Raw genomic sequence first — 18,003 nt, 5'->3', positions numbered from 1 at the left:
GTGGTGCTCTCGGCAAGTTACGACATCGAACTCAACTTCAGAATGAACGCCACTCTCGAGCAGCAACAACAGATTGAGAAAGAAATCGGCGAGGAACTCCTGAACGGTGAAACCCTCCTCTGGAGCGGACAGCCACTTCGTCAGATCATCTTCCATCCCAGTGACTGGTGGGCGATCCCGTTCAGCCTACTTTGGGGAGGCTTCGCAATCTTTTGGGAGTGGGGCGCCACCGGTCACTTCGGCTCTGAGAATGCAAAAGACGGGTTTTCCATCTTCATGGCGCTCTGGGGCATACCCTTCATTGTCGTCGGCCAGTACATGATCTGGGGACGCTTTCTGTACACGGCATGGAAGAAGGGTCGCACATACTACGGAGTCACAACGAAAAGGGTTCTGGTCGTTAACTCTGGAGCGACCCGCAAAGTCGTCAGCAGCCAGTTGTGCAACCTGGAGAGCATTTCACTGACGACTCGGCAGGATGGCACGGGAACTCTTGATTTCTCTCCGGAGCCTCTGGTCGCCACCTCGTTTTGGAACTCGCGGCGTAGCACGGGAAGTTCTCAGTTCTACCCCGATCTTTCTAGGCTGGCTTTCTACGATGTTGCAGACGCGAGAAGCATTTACGGGTTAATTCAGAAAGCACGAAGTGCTGCACAGGGCGTTGATCCAAATGCTGGCTCGCGAGCTTTAGCAGAGTCTTCCTGAGCAGTGCCCGAAACCTCGCTTTCTGCCTCCCGCCTTACTGCACCTGCCCGCTGACTTCGTCGCTGGGCGAGTCCATTTCAGATTCGAAGCCGGCGCGAATTTCTTCAAGGAAGTCTTCGGCGGAGACTGAGTCGTCCTGCTGAGCGTGTGCTTCGGCGATGTGACGCGCGAGGTCGGCCAGCAGGAGGCCCCAGGCAGCTGGATCTTCCCACATGCCGAATGCGAGTGCCACATGCTGCTCGCCGCCTGCGATCCAGACGCGCAGCACTTCCAGCGATCGTGGATCCTTCGAAGCGGCGGCGGGGATGGGGAGTGAATCCTTCTGCGACATGGCTGCCATCTTCGCACAGGCAGCGCAGATGCACATGAATGCACAGCCACACCGCTGTTTTGCAGAAAACATGCCCCGTACCCGCGGCATTTGCAACGCTGGATAGCACAGCAATGGTTCTCTAGACTTGAACCGTGGCTACCTTTCTGCAAATCGTCGAACGCGACGGCCTTCCCTCGTCCGTACACACCGAACGCGTCATCTTGGGCGCCATGCTGTCGGATCCGGTCGCGGTTGTCGATGCGACGGCTAAGCTGCTGGCCGACGATTTTTCGCTCGACTCGCACCGCCGCATTTACCAGGCCATGGTCGAGTTGTCGGAGCAGAGCCACGCCATCGATCTATTCACCATCATGGACGCGCTGGAGCGCAAGAAGGAGCTGGAGGCCATCGGCGGCCAGAGCTATCTTGCCTCGCTGTACGAGAACCTGCCGCGCCATCTTGCAATTGAGAACTACGTTCAGATCGTCAAGGACAAGTCGATCCTGCGCCAGTTGATGCAGGTGTGCGAGATGGGCCTGAACCGCGCCGCCGACCAGGGCGAGCAGTCGCTGGACGTGCTCGGCGCAGTCGAATCGCGCCTGCTGGAGATCAGCGAGTCCGCCATCAAGCGCGGCTTCTCCGATATCGGGCAAATCGTGTCGGAGTCGTTCGGATCAATCGACCAGTTGTATGAGCAGGGCCGCGAAATCACCGGCCTGGAGACGCACTACTCCGAGTTCGACCGCATGACGAGCGGTCTGCAGAAGTCGGACCTGATGATCATCGCGGCACGCCCGTCCATGGGTAAGACGGCGTGGGCGATCAACATCGCGCAGAACTGCGCGGTGCGCGACGCGAAGGTGGTCGCCGTCTTCTCGCTGGAAATGTCGAAGGAGTCACTGCTGCGACGCATGCTGGCGAGCGAGGCGCTGGTGAACAGCCGCAAGATCCAGACCGGCTTCCTGCCGCGCGAAGACAAGCAAAAGCTGGTGAACGCGCTGGATCGCCTGATGGGCTCGCGCATGTTCATCGACGACACGCCCGGCATTACGCTGACGGAGATGCGCGCGAAGGTGCGCCGCTTGAAGCAGCAGGAAGGCCAGCTTGATCTGATCCTGATCGACTACCTGCAATTGATGACCATGGCTGCCGGCCCGGGCGGTCGCCGCCCCGAAAACCGCAACCAGGAAGTTTCCGCCATCAGCCGTGGCCTGAAGGCGCTGGCGAAAGAGATGGCCGTGCCGGTCGTCGCTCTGTCGCAGCTCTCACGTGGATCGGAACAGCGCCAGGGCGACAAGAAACCGTTGCTCAGCGATCTCCGCGAGTCCGGTTCCATCGAGCAGGACGCGGACGTGGTCTGCTTCATTCACCGCGAGGAGTACTACGACCGCGAGAACGAAGACATCAAGGGGCAGGCGGAGATCATCATCGCCAAGCAGCGTAATGGCCCAACCGGCACCATCAAGATGGCGTATTTGGCCGACTTCACGCGCTTTGAAAATCTGCAGCAGGGTGGCGGGGGCGACTACTAGGCGTAGATTGCCCGCCGCCTTTGGGATCTTTGAGCTTCCTCGCACACCGGAGGATCATCCCATTTGCATGCTCGGACGTCCGCTTTTCCTCGGTCCTGTTGCGGTGCTGGTGTTGACCACGGTCGGCTGCTCGACCAAGGGTGCGACCGGCGCCAGTTCGACTTCAGCATCTGCTGCACAGCGTTCCAGCTTCACCGATTCGGCATCTGCTGCGAGCGCCACGCCGCCACAGGCGAACGAGGGCACCGGCGCCATTGCCTGTACGGCACGCGACGTCGTCCTGAAGCCCGGCGACAGTAACGCCGACTTCAACGGCATGAGCCACAGCGGCACCTACCTGACGCTTACCAACAAGAGTCGCAACGCCTGCAGCATCCCGGGCCTGCCGCAGCTCACCTTTCTCGACGCCAACGGGCCCGTCAAGGCCGACGCCGATCTCGCTGGCGCGAAGTTCATGCACCCCGGTCCCGTGGTCCTGCCCATTGTGCTGCAGCCGAAACAGTCGGTCACCACCAGCGCGCGGTGGGTGAGCGGTTCCGTGTTCCAAGACAATCTTTGCTACAAGCTCACCGGCGTCACGCTCGCGCTTCGCGAGGGCAGTGCGCACACGCCGCTGGCCGGGCAGATGTGCGGCGAGCGCAGCAAAGGCGCCCACTACGACCTGCAACGCTATGGCACCGGCCCCAAGCCGTAGCGCATCGGAGCTTGCATGAATCGTCGGGACTTTGCACGGACGTCTCTGGCCGCTACAGTGGCCGCGATGCTTCCGCCTCTTCCGCTGCCGATCGCCGCTGCCGAGCAACCGCAACCACGCGCCAATCGCTTCTCCATTATGGCGTGGACGCTGCCAGACCACCCCAGCTTCCAGCGGCAGCTACACATCGCTTCGGACGCCGGGTATCAGGGCCTGGAACTGCTGAACGAGTACGAACATTGGACCGAGGAGGAGTGGCGCAGCAATCTTGCCGCGCAGCAGCGGCTCGGCATCGCGGTGGACAGCGCCGTGCCCGGTCGCAACGCTCTTGCCGACGTCACGCAACGCAAAGCCCTGCGCGACGACCTGCTGCGCGCCATTCCGGGAGCGCAGCGGCTCGGCTGTTCGCAGTTCATCTACACCGCGTACAACCGCGTTGCGGGGCAGACGCCACAGCAGCAGCGTGCCGCCATCGTCGACACACTGAAGTACGCCGCCGACGTCCTGGAACCCGCAAACTTCAACCTGGTGCTGGAACCTATTGACCTGCTTGAGCACAAGGAAGAGGCGGTCACCAGCGTGGTCGAAGCATTCCATATCATCCGCGCCGTGGGCAGCCCGCGCATTCGCGTGCTCTATGACTTCTTCCACGAGCAGCGACAGGCTGGCAACCTGCTGGAGAGCTTGGAGAAGAACATCGACCTGGTCGGCCTGGTGCACATTGCAGACGTGCCCGGGCGCCACCGGCCCGGCACCGGCGAAATCAATTTCGCGAACCTGTACCGCAAGCTCGCGGAGATCCACTACAGCGGCGTCATCTGCATGGAGTTCCTGCCCGTAGGCGACCCCGTTGCCGAACTGAAGCAGGCCCGCGAAGAAGCGATCCGCGCCATGCGGTCCGCCTGACTGTGCGGTGAAGAAAAGCGGCACAAACGCTTGCGCTGGCTCCGCCGCATCAGGCAGAGTGGCTACACCGTGCCGACCATCTCACGCTTTGCCCTTGTCACCACGCTTGCTCTCTCCGCCACCTGCATTTCCGCCCAGCAACGCTCCGCAAGCGCCAGCGGGATTACCGCCACAGCCAAAGGCACCACGCTGCAGGTGACGGCGCTGCGCGATGACGTCTTGCGCGTTCGAGCCTGGCGCACGGCCACCCCGGAAGACGCGAGCTGGGCCGTGCTGCCCGAAGCGCGCACCGCTCATGTTGCCGTGACCAGCACCGCCGCCGGCTTCACGACAAAGGCGCTGCAAGTCCGCATCGACCCGCAGCTTCGCCTGACCGTAAGCGACCTGCAGGGCCATGTGCTGCAGCAGGACGCCGCACCGCTCGCCTGGGATGGCGACCGCTTCACCATTGCGAAGGCCCGCACCTTTGACGATCACTTCTTCGGCCTGGGCGACAAGCCGGGACCGCTCGACCGTGGCGGCCAAATGTTCACCATGTGGAACACCGACGCCTTCGGCTTCCAGGAGTCGACCGACCCGATCTACAAGGACATCCCGTTCTTCCTCGACGTGAAGCAGGGTCGCACCCTTGGCGTCTTCCTCGACAACACCTTTCGCACCAACTTCGACTTCGGTCGCGCCGACCTGAACCGCTACACCATGGCCGCGCTGGGCGGACCGGTGGACTACTACCTGATGTACGGCCCCGATCCGAAAGAGGTGATGAGCACCTGGCGTTGGCTGACGGGTCCCACGCCGCTGCCGCCGCTCTGGTCGCTCGGCTTCCAGCAGTCGCGCTACAGCTACTTCCCCGAATCACAACTGCGCGAGATCGCCGACCGTTCGCGCAAAGACAAGATCCCCACTGACGTCCTCTGGCTCGACATCGACTTTCAACACAAGAACTGGCCGTTCACCATTGACGAGCAGAACTATCCCAACTTCCCCGGCCTGGTGAAAGATCTTGCGGCGCAGCAGTTCAAGCTGATCGTCATTACCGATCTGCACGTGGCGCACCAGCCCAACGTGGGCTACGCGCCCTACGATTCCGGCCATGCCGGTGACCATTTCGTGCACAACCCCGACGGCACGGAGTTCGTCGGCGACGTGTGGCCCGGTCCGTCCAACTTTCCCGACTTCACACAGGCGAGTTCGCGCAAGTGGTGGGCCGGCCTCTACAAAAACTTCACCGCGATGGGCATCGCCGGTTTCTGGAACGACATGAACGAGCCCAGCGTCTTCAACGTGCCGGGCAAGACCATGCCCGACACGGTGCGGCATCGCATCGACGCGCAGGGCCCGGGCGAGGCCGGCTTCGCCAGGCGCACCGCAACGCATCTTGAGATCCACAACGTGTACGGCATGCAGCAGACGCGCGGCACGTACGAGGGCCAGTTGCAGTTCCGGCCCAACGAGCGGCCCTTCACGATGACACGCGCAAGCTATGCGGGCGGCCAGCGCTACGCCGTGACCTGGACCGGCGACAACTCCGCCACCTGGAACCACCTGCGCATGACGGTGCCGCAGTTGACCAACCTTGGCCTCAGCGGCTTCAGCATGGCCGGTGCGGATGTGGGCGGTTTCGCCGGTTCCCCCTCGCCCGCGCTGCTGACTAAATGGCTGGAATACGCCGCGTTTCAGCCGATCGATCGCGACCACTCCGCCAAAGGCACACGCATGCACGAGGTGTGGGTCGACGGCCCGGAACAGGAGGCCATCCGCCGCCGCTACATCGAGGAGCGTTACCGCCTGATGCCGTACCTGTACACGGTCGCTGAGGAAGGTTCGCGCACCGGCCTGCCGATAACCCGGCCCATGTTCCTGGAGTTCCCGCACGCGAACGCCGACGGCTCGCCCATGGACACGGGCGGCGCCAATTTCCTGCTGGGCTCGCACCTGCTGATCGCGCCCAACCCCTCGCCCGAGGAGGTGGCCGACTACAGCGTCGATCTGCCCGCGGGCACCTGGTACAACTACTGGACCGGCGAGCAGATCGTGCGCCGGTCGAACAACGCCGCGATTGACCTGGAGCAGCGCGACAAGGTCGTCGAGCAAAAGCCGTTTATGGTGAAGCCGACGCTGGAAGAGCTGCCTGTCTTTGTGCGTGGCGGCTCCATTCTGCCGGTCGCTCCGCTGGTGCAGAGCACGCAGGAGACACCCGACGGCCCGCTCACTCTGCGCGTCTTCCCACCCGCTCCGCAATCCAGCACCGGCACCACGGAACCCTGCGAAGGTGAGGTCTACACCGACGACGGTCACACGCTGAACTACCAACGCGGACAATACAGCCGCGTACGCTTCACCTGCTCCACCGCTCCCGACGGCGCCGTAACGGTCCACATCGCCGCTCCGGAAGGCAAGTTCAATCCGTGGTGGAAGCAATACCGCGTCGAGGTCATTGGCCTGCGGCCGACGTCGGCGACGGTCGCTGGCAAGACCGCTACGCTGTCCACGGTGGACGATCGCGCCGGCGTTCAGGTGCCCCGATCCACCACCGCGGTGGAGGTCGTCCTGCGCTGACATCCGCGCGCCGGCAAGCCAGCCGGCGCAGTTCTACTTCCGGGCCACGACGGCTCGAGCGTGTACCAGCGACCGAGCCGGGCCGTAGATCAGCGTCAGTCCGGCGCAGGAGAGCGCGCCGTCCCACCAATGCTTCGAACGGTCTATTTCTCGGCTGCGCACAGGTGCTTGGACTTCCAATCGTCGACGAGCGTCGTGGGCGGCTTCGACGCGTCGTGCAGGATCAGGATGAGCCCGCGGCGTGTGTCTGGCCCAACCGCGGTCAGCTCCATTGGCACGCCCTCAGGAACGACGATGTCTGAGCCCTTTTTCCCGATCTGCTTACCTGCGGGAGTTTCCAGGCAAGACGCGCCGCTTTCGGTATAGAACGCCTCGACGCCGGAATGGAGGTGCGTCTTACTCACCATCCCGGGCTGCAGCGTGGCTTCCATCACTTGCGCGGCATACGACACACCAGGTCGCACAGTGAGCGGTCCCACCACCGTAACTCGAGTGCCACCAGGCACCTCTTTGGGCCGGTCGCCTACCGTCGAGAGCCATACTTTGCCAAGCGACTCGAGGACTACCGACTGCGGCCCCCTTGCCTGCTCGGCAATGTCTCTCGAGGGGAACGTGTCCAACGTCCAGTAGACCGGGCCAGCAGGTGTGCCGACCGGGAAGTTCGTCAGGATCCAACAGCCTACGTCACCCGTCTTCTGACTGGCAGGCTTGCAACTGACAAGCCCCTGCGACTGCTGCCCGTATGCCGTCGCACCGCAGACGAGGAGACATCCAGTCAGTGCGGGCAATACAATCCTGAGTCTCATCGGTCCTCCACGGATGCAGCGTAATGACGCTCATGCGCCCGTCGCGCACTCGGAGCATGCCATCGCCGGAACCTGAAAGCAACGAAAAATCCTCTGCGGCCGCCCGCTTTTCACATCTGCCCGCAGCGCAGCACGGGAGCGATGCGAAGATACCCTATGCACGAAGCTCAACTGAACGCCCGGCCCATTAACCGGCCCGCGCAGGTCCTGTTCGCCTCCCTCATCGGCACCGCGATCGAGTTCTTCGACTTCTACATCTACGCCACAGCCGCGGTGCTCATCTTTCCGAGCCTCTTCTTCCCGAAGAGCGACCCCGCGACGCAGGTGCTGCTCAGCTTCGCCACGTTCGGCGTCGCGTTCATCGCGCGGCCCATCGGCTCCGCGCTCTTCGGACATTTCGGCGACCGCGTCGGCCGCAAGGTGACGCTGGTTCTTGCGCTCGGCACCATGGGCCTGTCCACCGTGCTCATCGGCTGCCTTCCGGGCTACCCCACCATCGGCCTTGCCGCGCCTCTTCTGCTGGCGCTGTTCCGTTTCGGCCAGGGCCTTGGCCTGGGTGGCGAGTGGGGCGGCGCCGTCCTGCTTGCAGTGGAAAACGCACCACCCGGCAAGCGCGCCTGGTACGGCATGTTCCCCCAGCTTGGAGCGCCAGTCGGCTTCGCGCTCTCCGGCGCGGTCTTTCTCCTGCTGAGCCACAACATGCCCAACGCGAAGTTCCTGGCCTGGGGATGGCGACTGCCGTTCCTTGCTTCCGCCATCCTCGTTCTGCTGGGCCTCTACGTTCGCCAGACCATCACGGAGACGCCGGCCTTCAGCAAGGCGCTGGCGCAGCATGAGCAGGTGAAGGTGCCGTTCTTCTCCGTGGTCCGGTCGCACACGCGACCGCTGATTGCGGGCGTTCTGGTCGCGCTCGCCACGTTCGTCCTGTTCTACTTGATGATCGTCTTCTCGCTCAGTTGGGGTACGACCGCGCTGCACATCCCGCGCGAAACCTTTCTTCTGTTGCAACTACTGGGAGTGGTTTTCTTCGCGGCAACCATTCCCATTAGCGCCATCCTGGCTGAGCGCGGACGTCGCCGCGTCATGGCCGCCGTAACCGTCGCCATCGGCATTTTCGGTTTTGTTCTCGCTCCGCTTTTCCAGCATGGAACCTCCGGGGCCGCAGCCATGCTGATCATCGGACTAACTCTGATGGGCCTTACCTATGGCCCGCTGGGCACCGTCATCAGCGAACTGTTCCCGACCGCCGTCCGATACACCGGGGCCTCGCTCGCGTTCTCGCTCGCCGGCATCCTCGGAGCCTCGCTGGCACCGTATATTGCCACCTGGCTGGCGCAGCGCTACGGCCTGCAGTCGGTTGGCTGGTACCTGACCGGCTCCGCGGTGCTCACGCTTGCCGGGCTGGCCATGGTGCCTGAAACGAAGGCCATCGCCCTCGAATAATGCGTTCCGCCCTGGAGCAATCCAACGTCCCGACAGGTTTCCACCTCTTATCTGCGCAGCGGTTGGTTGCAAGACTTTTCCTCCAGGAGATCTGCCCATGCACCACGGGATCATCGTTACGCTCATCATCGGCCTCATCATCGGTGTCGTCGCCAAGCTCCTCATGCCCGGCAAGGATCCAGGCGGCTTCATCATCACTGCCCTGCTCGGCATTGCCGGATCGTTCGTGGGCAGCTACCTGGGTCAGGCCATTGGTCTGTATCAGCCCGGTCAGCCCGCCGGCTTCATCATGTCGGTCATCGGCGCTCTGATCCTGCTGGCGCTGTACCACCTCATTCGCCGGCGTACCGCCTAGTCGCTTTCTCATCCTGTTCCCGGGCGCGCGTTGGACTCCGTACCAGCGAAATTTGTCAACCGCGCCCTGCTACTTCTGTGGTACGCTGTGCGAAATCGTTCGAATCAGTCTTGGTAATTTGCTAGCCCTGCCCAAACGCACTTGCAAAGGCCGTACTGGATTTGAAGCGAAAACTTGCAAAGCACTCAATTGAGGACAGGGAAACGCGATGGAACAGGGTACTGTGAAGTGGTTCAACGATGCCAAGGGCTTCGGCTTTATCTCGCGCGACAACGGTGAGGACGTATTCGTCCACCACACCGCCATCCAGGCACAGGGCTTCCGCTCTTTGCAGGAAGGTCAGCGCGTCCAGTTCAACGTGGTCAAGGGACCCAAGGGCTGGCAGGCTGAGAACGTCCAGGCAGCATAGTTAACGGGCCTCCGGCTCACACACGGATCACCACAGGGGCGGCCTTCGGGCCGCCCCTGTGTCTTTTCATGCACAAAAAGTTCCGGGGAGTGCTGTTGCGTCCCGCGAAATCGGCATCTCACTACATATCCGCAGGCCGAACTCATCCATGCCGGCCTGCCTGCAGTCATTTCTGCTACTTTTCCCGCCACATCACAGGAGCATCCAGAGATGCGCACCATTGTGCAAGATAAGTACTTCCTCCGCGATCTCCATCGCGAGATCGATCTGTACGACCGCAAGTTAGTTCACCTCAACAAGCACGAAGCGTTCGACACCCAAGCCTTGCGTGACGCCGCGATTCGCAAGCTGGTCACCAAGCGCGACGCCCTCATCTCGACAGCACGCACTCTGCATGCAAACGGAGTGGAGTACGCCGACCACGAACTGCCGCGCTGCTTGCGACCCGAAGGCTGGGTCGATCCGCGCACCGAGGTCACGCTTGCACCGAACCAGACGGTTGCCGCGGAGAGCCGCCTGGCCACCGACACTGCCCTGCTCGACGGCACCGCCTCCGCCACGATGAATTCGGGCAAGCCGGCCTCGAGCTTTGGCGAAGCGATTCGCAGGCTCAGCAAGCTCGCTCCGCTGGGCGAAGATGCGCCTCTCGCGGCAGCCCTTGGCTCCTGGCAGGACGACCTTGTCGCTTACAAGAAGAAGCGCCGCAAGTCCACCATCGCCGCGTAGGCAAGCACCCGATCCCTCACTCCGCTGAAGCGGGGGCACATCTGTTTTTGAGTGTGAGAGGGCAGGGGCCTGTGATCCCTGCTCTTCCTCGCTGAACACTTCTGCGCTTCAACACCGGTCTGTCGCCGCTATCCTAGCCCCATGCCTCTGGATATCTACACCATCCCGATCACTCGCATCGACGGCAGCGTCGGCTCCATGGCCGATTTTCGCGGACAGGTGCTGCTGGTCGTCAACGTTGCCAGCCAATGTGGTCTGACGGAGCAGTACGAGGGCCTCGAACATTTGCAGAAGCGCTACGGAGACCGCGGCTTCAATGTACTCGGCTTTCCGGCCAACGACTTCGGCCAGCAGGAGCCCGGCACCGACCAGGAAATCCAGAAGTTCTGCACAGGCAACTTCGGCGTCAGCTTTCCCATGTTCTCGAAAATTCAGGTCGTCGGCCCCGAAAAGCATCCGCTGTTCGCCGAACTGATCGCGCAGCAGCCCACCGCAGCTGGTGAGGGCAAGCACGCCTGGCGTCAGCACCTGGTGGAGTTCGGTGTGGAACCCAACGCCGAGCCCGAACTGCTGTGGAACTTCGAGAAATTCCTCGTCAGCCGCACCGGGCAGGTGGTCGCCCGCTTCTCACCCGACACGTTGCCGTTGGCGCAGCCAATCACCGTCGCCATCGAAGCCGAACTGGCCCGCTAGCTTACCCGCAACGAGGAACGGAGCCGCAACAGGCGGCTCCGTTCTTCGTTGCACGACACCTACAACGTTGCGCTCTTCTCCTGCAGCAAGCCGGCTGCACGCGCGACGAACTCGCTCAGCGGCACCGAACCCTGATCGCCTACGCCGCGTGTGCGAACGCTGACTGCCTTCGCCGCCGATTCCTTGTCGCCCATCACGAGGACAAACGGCACCTTCTGCAAGCCGAACTCGCGGATTTTGGCGTTCATCTTTTCGTTGCGAGCGTCCAGTTCCACGCGCAGACCAGCTGCTTCCAGTTCGGCCTTCACCTCGGCCGCGTAGTCGAGGTGCTTTTCGCTGATGGGCACCAGGCCCACCTGCACCGGCGCGAGCCACAGTGGGAACGCGCCCGCGTAGTGCTCGATGAGCACGCCGAAGAAGCGCTCGACCGAGCCAAACAGCGCACGGTGAACCATCACCGGCTGGTGCTTCTCGCCGTCCTCGCCCGTGTACTCCAGTTCGAAGCGCTTCGGCAGGTTGAAGTCGAACTGCACCGTCGACAACTGCCACAGCCGACCCAGAACGTCGACCAGCTTCACGTCGATCTTGGGACCGTAGAAGGCGGCCTCGCCCGGGATCTCGCGGTACGGAATGCCCTTCCGCCCGAGCGCCGACTTCAGCGAGTCGATGGCCACCTGCCAGTCTTCCGGCGCGCCCGTGTAATCCTGCGGCTTGCTGGCGTCCCACGTCGATAGCTCGACCTTGAACTCGGCAAAGCCGAACTTCTTCAGCACTTCCTCCGCGAACTCGACGCAGGCGACAATCTCGTCTTCGATCTGACCCGGCGTGCAGAAGATGTGCGCATCGTCCTGCGTAAAGCCGCGCACGCGCAGCAGGCCGTGCATGGTGCCCGAGCGCTCGTAGCGATACACGTTGCCCAGTTCGGCGTAGCGCACCGGCAGGTCGCGGTAGCTCTTGGGCGAGTTCTTGTAGATAAGAATGTGGCCCGGGCAGTTCATCGGCTTCAGCCGGTACTCGGCGTCATCCAATTCCATGGGCGAGTACATGTTGTCGCCGTAGAAACCCTCGTGGCCGCTGATCTTCCACAGCTCGCGACGCATAACGTGTGGCGTAACCACCAGGTCGTAGCCGCGGCGCAGGCACTCCGCGCGCATCCAGTCTTCCATCTCCTTGCGGATGATGGCGCCCTTGGGATGCCAGAAGATGAGGCCGGCGCCGGCGATCTCCTGGATGCTGAACAGGTCAAGCTGCTTGCCGATGACGCGGTGGTCGCGCGCCTTGATCTCTTCCAGGTGCTTGAAGTGCGCGTCCAACTCCTTCTTCTGGAAGAACGCCGTGCCGTACAGGCGTTGCAACTGCGGATTTTTCTCGTCGCCCAACCAGTACGCGCCCGCCAGGTTCATCACCTTGAAGGCGCGAACGCGGCCTGTGGTCGGAACGTGCGGTCCTCGGCAAAAATCCAGGAACTCGCCGTTGCGGTAGAAGCTGACATTCTCGCCCGGCTTGGTGAACTTCGAAACGAAGTGCACCTTCATGAAGTCGCCTTGCTCTTCGTAGCCCTTCAGCGCTTCCTCATGGCCGATCCACTCGTGGCGGAACGGCTCGTTGCGCGCCACCACTTCGGCCATGCGCGCTTCGATGGCGATCAGGTCCTCCGGCGTGAACGGCTTCTCTCGCAGAATGTCATAGAAGAAGCCGTGGTCCGTCGCCGGCCCGTGGCCCAGCTTCACCTCGGGGAACAACTCCGTGATCGCCGTCGCCATGACGTGTGCGGCCGAGTGCCTCACCACCCGCAGAGCTTCGGGGTCGGTCTCCTTCAGCAGCCACAGGTGGACAGACTCCTGCAGCGGCTCGGCAAGATCGACCACACGCTCTGCGGTGGCCACGTCGCTGTACATGGCTTCTTCGGTCTGCGCTCCGCCGTGCGCGGCGTCGGTCTGTTCCTCTGCGCCTTCGGTCGTCGCGGCAGCCGACCGGATCTTCGCCACCACCACGGCTTCCGCCAGCCGGGGCGAGATGCTCTGCGCAATCTGAAACGGCGTGGTGCCCCGGGGCACATCGCGGGTGCTGCCGTCGGGCAGGGTAATTTGAATGGTTGCGTCGCTCACACCCAACAGAATACTTGGCCGCTCCGCGTCCGGTGCCCTGCTTCGCGACAAAGACACCCACCGAAGTGGCAGGCGCCGGGTGCGGGTGGTATAGCCGAGCCCCCGGGCGTTGCACCCGGGCGGCTCGGAAGTGCAATCGCGTTGCTACGGGCTATGCCGAAGACTGGAGTACCCCAGCACTTCTTGTTCGGTTGGAGCTTGTACCGATGTCGATTACCTGCCTCTTGTCTCACACCTACAACGACCTCCGCTGTCCTGTTTGCGGAGAAGGCTTCCTGATTCTCGCCAGGGCCGAAAACCTGGTCAGCCGCATGCAGGTGCGGCGGATTGTTGGCGAAGCGTTGCGCCGTCAGCACACCCACATGGGGGCAACCGGCGTGCACAGCACGGAACCGTTTACCGTTGCCGCCGACAACTGCAGCCCGCTGGAATGGCTCCGCCTGAAGAGCAAAGCCCCGGCGGAATCGAAGACGAATCCCGGCCTTCCGGCCTGATCGGCGCTCACCCGTCTGCGCGACGACCGTCCTGCGCAGCGTGTATGCTGCCGAGCTATGACCAGCCGCCGCGATCTTTGCCTCTCCTTGCCCGCTCTGGCCGCCCTTGCGCGCCTGGCCGAAACCTCCGCGGTCGCGCAACAGGCCCAGCACGTGGATGGCGCCGTCGCCGATCACCTGCCCAGCGGCACTGCTCTGTTGCGGGATAACACGATTTTCCGGGCAAACCAGCTCCCCATCAAGACGTCAGCAGTCGGCAGCTCCCAGGCCGTCACCCACGGCACGCTGCCCACCGGCGAAGGTGTCGAACTGCACAACAGCACCCTGGGTGCCGGGCTGCAACCCCATCCGCCGCACCAGCACGAGCATGAGGAATTTATCTTCATCCGCGAGGGACAGGTGGACTGGCTGGTCGACGGTAAGCGCGAACCCGCCGGCCCCGGCGACATCCTGTACGCTGCCTCCAACGTGCTGCACGGCATGCGCAACACCGGTACCACCACGGCCAGTTACTTCGTCCTGGCCATCGGCCCGAACCTCAAGTCCGCATAGAGATACCGCTCGCTCGTAATCGGCCGCCCCGCCCCCTGCCTGCTGGGTTACCGCGGCAGGAATTCACACGAATTTCCCTGCACCGCGCCCGGCGCTCCTGCCATCCAACCTGATAGTTCGAAATCGAACGATCAACTGACCTCCGGAGCACCAGCATGGCATCTCTTCTTCGCATCGACGTCAGCCCTCGCGGCAACGCCTCCTACTCCCGCCGCCTCGGCGACACTTTCACCGAAGCCTGGAAGTCCGCTCATTCCGGCGGCTCCGTTGCCGAGCGTGACCTCGCGGTGAACCAGCCCACGTACGTCGACATCCAGTGGATCCAGGGCGCATTCAGCGCTCCCGATCAGCAGACCGACGCGCACAAGGCAGCCCTCAAGCTCTCCGACGAGTACATCGCGGAAGTCAAAGCCGCCGATCACATCCTGATCACCACGCCCATGTACAACTTCACGGTGCCGGCGGTGCTGAAGGCCTGGATCGACCACGTGGTCCGCGTCGGCGTCACGGTGAACTACACCGACAAGGGGCCGGTCGGCCAACTGAACGGCAAAAAGGTCACGGTGATCGTCGCCAGCGCAGGCGCTTACGTGAAGGGCACGCCGACGGAGAACTTTAACTACCTGAACCCCTATCTGCAGCACATCCTCGGCTTCATCGGGATTACAGACGTGACTTTCGTCAACGCCGAGGGCGGAGCCGGCGTACAGTACGGCAAGATCTCTGAAGCCGACTACCTGAAGCCCAGCGAAGACAAGATCGCCGAACTTGCCAAGGCGTAGTCGCCGGATCGAAAGAAGCCCGGAGAACGGGCGCAGAGAACAAGGGCACAGCGTATGCTGTGCCCTTTTCTGTTTTCGTTAGGGATTATTGGCGACGATCTCCAGCGCCCTGATACGCCTCGATGTCCAGCTCAGGCCAGCGCTGGATTGGCCGGAAATCCCGGACCGCCGCTGTCTTCATCTCGCGGCAGTGAGGGCGGCGGCGTCCAGACCGGCACTGCCGGTCCGGGCTCCAGGTATTGCCCCAGCAGGGGGTATCTTCCGCCCAGAAAATACAGGCTCCACGCCCGCGCAAACATCAGCAGCGTGCCCGCGGTCGCCAGGTAGGCGCAGCCCATGATCGCCAGAATAATCACGCCTGCGACAACGCCCAGCGTTCCCATCAGGAACCAGGCGGCCGTTCCGGCGGCGTGCACCGAGTGCCACACCAGATAACCCAGCAGGCCGAAGGGCAGCGCCAGCACGGCAAACATCAGCAGCAGCCCAAGGCCAAGCATCAGGCCCATCAACATCAGAAACAAGGGCTGCAGCACGGCAAACCACAGCATGCCCGGCACGTCGGTGCGGAAGATGTCCCATCCACGGCGCAGAGCGTCGCCGAACCGGAGGTCCTCCAGCGCCACGCCCGGCAGCACCAGCGATGTTACGAAGCGGATGAGCAGCACCGCTGCTATCACGATCGCGAACACCTCGGCGAAGGCCACGAAAAACGCGCCCCAGTGAATCCCCGAGAGTGGCACTGGCGTAGAACCTGCCGTCGGTTGCGCCGCCTTGAAGAACGCCACGAAGATCGGGATTGCCGGGATGAGCAGCGGCAGCAGCACAATGACCGTGCCGATCATAATGACGACCTTCAGGCCTGCCCATCGCCACGTGTGCGGGCCGTGCCGCTCCCACGCGGGCGCCACCATCGGGTCACGGAGCAACAGTATGTCGAACTGCACCAACTGCAGTCGCGAGCCCAGGTAGAGCAGCACGACGAAAAAGATAAGCGCGAGGAACAGCACCACCACGGCAACGCCGGCCATAACGGCCGCTACCGCGTGGCCCGTGCCATGATTGCGAAAGCCGTTCAGGTTGAAGTTGAAGCTGGTCCCCAGCTCCGCTCCGAAGGCCACCAGAGCGAGCTTCAATAGCCTGCCCCAACGGCGGTCTCGCCACATCAGCGCCTTGGTATGCTCCCACGCCGGCCCAATTGCCTCGCCCGCGGAATACACGCGCATCGCATCCCTCCCACAGCCCGTTACACTGCCGCGCTGTCGACTGCTCACGCGGGCACCAATGGTGTGCACACCAAGATACGCCAGGACCTCCGTCCCGGTTCGCGCTTTTCGGCGGGCCAATGGAACCGCCAGCGTACTCAACCGAGAGCACCTGGCGGTGGAATAAGAAGGAGGACGCTGAGGCCTGAGGCTCCGCCCGCACGCCGCCGACCGGAAACATCGACAATCAGAAGTTACGATTCCTTCCCTCGCTGACCTTCGCGACGCCGTACGATGGCTACATGCATGGGGATCGAAATAGTTCGAAGCCAAATACCGACACGGCGGCTCCACGACCGTCCCTAGCGAGACGCTTCCCGATCAGGGCGTTTGCTCTGACGGTGGCGTTGGCGATCGCTGGGATGAGCGGCGCGTACGGTCAGGCGGCGGCACGCCCGACCGGCACGCCTCCCATGGGCTGGAATCCGTGGAACGCCTTCCGCACCGAGGTGACCGAGGCCAAGATCCTGGCCGTAGCGCAGGCTCTGAAGCAGACCGGGCTGGCCGAGGCCGGCTACCGCTTTATCGACGTGGACGATGGCTGGTGGCTGCAGCGCAACGCACAGCACCGCCTCATCGTTCGCACCAGCATGTTTCCCAGCGCAGTCATGCCCGACGGCACCACCAGCCTGCGTCCCTTCGTAGACCGGCTGCACAGCATGGGTCTTCTGGCCGGGCTCTATACCGATATTGGCCGCAACGCGTGCTCGCAGGCATGGGACCCGCAAAGCCCGAACCTGCCACAGGGCAGCGTTGCCGAGCGCGAGATCGGTTCCATGGACCACCAGGCGCAGGACATGCGGCTGATCTTCGGGGCATGGAACTTCGACGCAATCAAGGTGGACGCCTGCGGCCTGGCCGACTTCGGTCCGGACAAACCGGCTGTAAAGAACGGCACCTACCGTGCGCTCGGGCCGTACATCGTGCGCGGACAGGTATCCGCCGACCAGACCGCCAAAGTTGAGGCGCTCTACGCCTCGCTGAAGCGAGAGATCGACACCGTTCGCCCGCAGCACGACACCGCCCTGGCCATCTGCACCTGGGGCGAGGCCGACGTGGTGCGCTGGGGCAATCGCTACGGCACCTCGTGGCGGACCAGCCCCGACATCGAGCCCACCTGGAAGTCGATGCTGGCCAACTTCGACACTGCCGCTGCGCACCCCGAGCTCGCCGGCCCGGGTCACTTCAACGACCCGGACATGCTGGAGCTCGGCAATGGCGAGTTCGACGCGGACCACCTGGACGCGGCGCGCGCCCACCTGTCGCTGTGGGCCATGCTGAATGCGCCGCTTATTCTCGGTTCTGACATCACCCGCTGGTCGCCCGCGCTGGTTGCGGTCGCAGGCAATCGCGAGGTCATCGCGCTGGACCAGGACCCGCTAGCCCGGCAGGCCGTGGTCGTCGAGCGCAATGGCGACGGCGAAGTGTTGCTGAAGTCCTTGCAGGACGGTTCGCGCGCGGTGGCGCTGGTAAACCGCGGAGACGCTCCGTTGCACCTTTCGCTGCCGACGTCGAAGCTGGGCCTGCACGGCAGCCTGGTCACGCGAGATCTGTGGACCCACAAGGAGCAGCCGGCGGGAGCGGCGATCTCAGCTGATCTGCTGCCGCGGCAGACCTTACTTCTGCGCGTCCGTGAAGCAAGCGGCGGCAAGCGCCAACGGTAG

Annotated in this window: 18 protein-coding genes; 14 read left to right on the top strand and 4 right to left on the bottom strand. The window is 63.2% G+C overall.

All coding sequences use genetic code 11. The features are described 5' to 3' along the window. Positions 1-3: 3 nt before the first annotated feature. Entirely contained in the window at positions 4-705 is a 702-nt protein-coding gene (locus tag OHL12_RS14005) for a hypothetical protein (RefSeq protein ID WP_263414436.1), read from the top strand. Between the two features lie 34 nt (positions 706-739). On the opposite strand, the gene OHL12_RS14000 is transcribed toward OHL12_RS14005, so the two are convergent. Next, complete coding sequence (locus OHL12_RS14000; protein ID WP_263414435.1) at positions 740-1,036, bottom strand: DUF5076 domain-containing protein; 297 nt, start codon at positions 1,034-1,036, stop codon at positions 740-742. A gap of 134 nt (positions 1,037-1,170) precedes the next feature. On the opposite strand from OHL12_RS14000, the gene dnaB reads away from it, so the two are divergent. The 4 genes from dnaB to OHL12_RS13980 all read left to right on the top strand — a co-directional run bounded on the left by dnaB (position 1,171) and on the right by OHL12_RS13980 (position 6,709). Then, positions 1,171-2,550, top strand: a complete 1,380-nt coding sequence (dnaB, locus tag OHL12_RS13995) for a replicative DNA helicase (RefSeq protein ID WP_263414434.1) — start codon at positions 1,171-1,173, stop codon at positions 2,548-2,550. A gap of 67 nt (positions 2,551-2,617) precedes the next feature. Beyond that, the gene (locus OHL12_RS13990; protein ID WP_263414433.1) at positions 2,618-3,244 is read left to right on the top strand and encodes a DUF4232 domain-containing protein; all 627 of its coding nucleotides are present in this window, start codon (positions 2,618-2,620) and stop codon (positions 3,242-3,244) included. A 66-nt stretch (positions 3,245-3,310) separates the two neighbouring features. Then, the gene (locus OHL12_RS13985; RefSeq protein ID WP_263414432.1) at positions 3,311-4,150 is read left to right on the top strand and encodes a TIM barrel protein; all 840 of its coding nucleotides are present in this window, start codon (positions 3,311-3,313) and stop codon (positions 4,148-4,150) included. A 69-nt stretch (positions 4,151-4,219) separates the two neighbouring features. After that, positions 4,220-6,709 carry a glycoside hydrolase family 31 protein gene (locus tag OHL12_RS13980; protein WP_263414431.1) on the top strand — a complete coding sequence of 830 codons (2,490 nt, stop codon included), beginning with the start codon at positions 4,220-4,222 and terminating at the stop codon, positions 6,707-6,709. 143 nt (positions 6,710-6,852) lie between these two features. Here the strand turns inward: OHL12_RS13980 and OHL12_RS13975 are convergent, their stop codons facing one another. Further along, complete coding sequence (locus tag OHL12_RS13975) at positions 6,853-7,515, bottom strand: cupin domain-containing protein (RefSeq protein WP_263414430.1); 663 nt, start codon at positions 7,513-7,515, stop codon at positions 6,853-6,855. A gap of 156 nt (positions 7,516-7,671) precedes the next feature. Between OHL12_RS13975 and OHL12_RS13970 the strand changes: the two genes are divergently transcribed. The 5 genes from OHL12_RS13970 (at position 7,672) to OHL12_RS13950 (ending at position 11,141) form a co-directional block, all read left to right on the top strand. Continuing rightward, positions 7,672-8,958: an MFS transporter gene (locus tag OHL12_RS13970; RefSeq protein WP_263414429.1), complete on the top strand. Its 1,287-nt coding sequence runs from the start codon at positions 7,672-7,674 to the stop codon at positions 8,956-8,958. Positions 8,959-9,055: 97 nt separating this feature from the next. Then, on the top strand, positions 9,056-9,313 hold the full coding sequence (locus OHL12_RS13965; RefSeq protein ID WP_263414428.1) for a GlsB/YeaQ/YmgE family stress response membrane protein: 258 nt from the start codon (positions 9,056-9,058) through the stop codon (positions 9,311-9,313). Between the two features lie 208 nt (positions 9,314-9,521). Further along, positions 9,522-9,722, top strand: coding sequence for a cold-shock protein (locus tag OHL12_RS13960; RefSeq protein ID WP_263414427.1), 201 nt, complete (start codon positions 9,522-9,524; stop codon positions 9,720-9,722). A 210-nt stretch (positions 9,723-9,932) separates the two neighbouring features. Then, a complete protein-coding gene (locus OHL12_RS13955; protein WP_263414426.1) occupies positions 9,933-10,448 on the top strand; it encodes a hypothetical protein in 516 nt (171 codons plus the stop codon). 141 nt (positions 10,449-10,589) lie between these two features. Further along, on the top strand, positions 10,590-11,141 hold the full coding sequence (locus OHL12_RS13950) for a glutathione peroxidase (protein ID WP_263414425.1): 552 nt from the start codon (positions 10,590-10,592) through the stop codon (positions 11,139-11,141). Positions 11,142-11,200: 59 nt separating this feature from the next. Here the strand turns inward: OHL12_RS13950 and thrS are convergent, their stop codons facing one another. Beyond that, positions 11,201-13,249, bottom strand: a complete 2,049-nt coding sequence (gene thrS / locus OHL12_RS13945; protein WP_263414424.1) for a threonine--tRNA ligase — start codon at positions 13,247-13,249, stop codon at positions 11,201-11,203. A gap of 206 nt (positions 13,250-13,455) precedes the next feature. Between thrS and OHL12_RS13940 the strand changes: the two genes are divergently transcribed. From OHL12_RS13940 to OHL12_RS13930, 3 genes are all read left to right on the top strand, one after another. Then, the gene (locus tag OHL12_RS13940; RefSeq protein WP_263414423.1) at positions 13,456-13,743 is read left to right on the top strand and encodes a hypothetical protein; all 288 of its coding nucleotides are present in this window, start codon (positions 13,456-13,458) and stop codon (positions 13,741-13,743) included. Positions 13,744-13,800: 57 nt separating this feature from the next. Beyond that, positions 13,801-14,295, top strand: coding sequence for a cupin domain-containing protein (locus tag OHL12_RS13935; RefSeq protein ID WP_263414422.1), 495 nt, complete (start codon positions 13,801-13,803; stop codon positions 14,293-14,295). 155 nt (positions 14,296-14,450) lie between these two features. Continuing rightward, positions 14,451-15,077, top strand: a complete 627-nt coding sequence (locus OHL12_RS13930; RefSeq protein WP_263414421.1) for an FMN-dependent NADH-azoreductase — start codon at positions 14,451-14,453, stop codon at positions 15,075-15,077. A 131-nt stretch (positions 15,078-15,208) separates the two neighbouring features. On the opposite strand, the gene OHL12_RS13925 is transcribed toward OHL12_RS13930, so the two are convergent. Continuing rightward, complete coding sequence (locus OHL12_RS13925; RefSeq protein ID WP_263414420.1) at positions 15,209-16,300, bottom strand: DUF7544 domain-containing protein; 1,092 nt, start codon at positions 16,298-16,300, stop codon at positions 15,209-15,211. A 401-nt stretch (positions 16,301-16,701) separates the two neighbouring features. Between OHL12_RS13925 and OHL12_RS13920 the strand changes: the two genes are divergently transcribed. Beyond that, positions 16,702-18,003 (top strand): glycoside hydrolase family 27 protein, encoded by a 1,302-nt coding sequence (locus OHL12_RS13920; protein ID WP_263414419.1) that lies wholly within the window; start codon positions 16,702-16,704, stop codon positions 18,001-18,003.

Source organism: Terriglobus aquaticus (genome assembly GCF_025685415.1).
GTDB lineage: Bacteria > Acidobacteriota > Terriglobia > Terriglobales > Acidobacteriaceae > Terriglobus > Terriglobus aquaticus.
Note: the sequence above shows the minus strand (reverse complement) of the source record. Positions and strands in the feature narration are given on the sequence as shown.

Coding starts and splice junctions, on each gene's coding strand:
- OHL12_RS13925 (WP_263414420.1), bottom strand. CDS start 16,300: ATGCGCGTGTATTCCGCGGGCGAGGCAATTGGGCCGGCGTGGGAGCAT.
- OHL12_RS13935 (WP_263414422.1), top strand. CDS start 13,801: ATGACCAGCCGCCGCGATCTTTGCCTCTCCTTGCCCGCTCTGGCCGCC.
- OHL12_RS13970 (WP_263414429.1), top strand. CDS start 7,672: ATGCACGAAGCTCAACTGAACGCCCGGCCCATTAACCGGCCCGCGCAG.
- OHL12_RS13975 (WP_263414430.1), bottom strand. CDS start 7,515: ATGAGACTCAGGATTGTATTGCCCGCACTGACTGGATGTCTCCTCGTC.
- OHL12_RS13940 (WP_263414423.1), top strand. CDS start 13,456: ATGTCGATTACCTGCCTCTTGTCTCACACCTACAACGACCTCCGCTGT.
- OHL12_RS13960 (WP_263414427.1), top strand. CDS start 9,522: ATGGAACAGGGTACTGTGAAGTGGTTCAACGATGCCAAGGGCTTCGGC.
- OHL12_RS13955 (WP_263414426.1), top strand. CDS start 9,933: ATGCGCACCATTGTGCAAGATAAGTACTTCCTCCGCGATCTCCATCGC.
- OHL12_RS13930 (WP_263414421.1), top strand. CDS start 14,451: ATGGCATCTCTTCTTCGCATCGACGTCAGCCCTCGCGGCAACGCCTCC.
- OHL12_RS13920 (WP_263414419.1), top strand. CDS start 16,702: ATGAGCGGCGCGTACGGTCAGGCGGCGGCACGCCCGACCGGCACGCCT.
- OHL12_RS13990 (WP_263414433.1), top strand. CDS start 2,618: ATGCTCGGACGTCCGCTTTTCCTCGGTCCTGTTGCGGTGCTGGTGTTG.
- OHL12_RS14000 (WP_263414435.1), bottom strand. CDS start 1,036: ATGTCGCAGAAGGATTCACTCCCCATCCCCGCCGCCGCTTCGAAGGAT.
- OHL12_RS13985 (WP_263414432.1), top strand. CDS start 3,311: ATGCTTCCGCCTCTTCCGCTGCCGATCGCCGCTGCCGAGCAACCGCAA.
- OHL12_RS13950 (WP_263414425.1), top strand. CDS start 10,590: ATGCCTCTGGATATCTACACCATCCCGATCACTCGCATCGACGGCAGC.
- OHL12_RS13965 (WP_263414428.1), top strand. CDS start 9,056: ATGCACCACGGGATCATCGTTACGCTCATCATCGGCCTCATCATCGGT.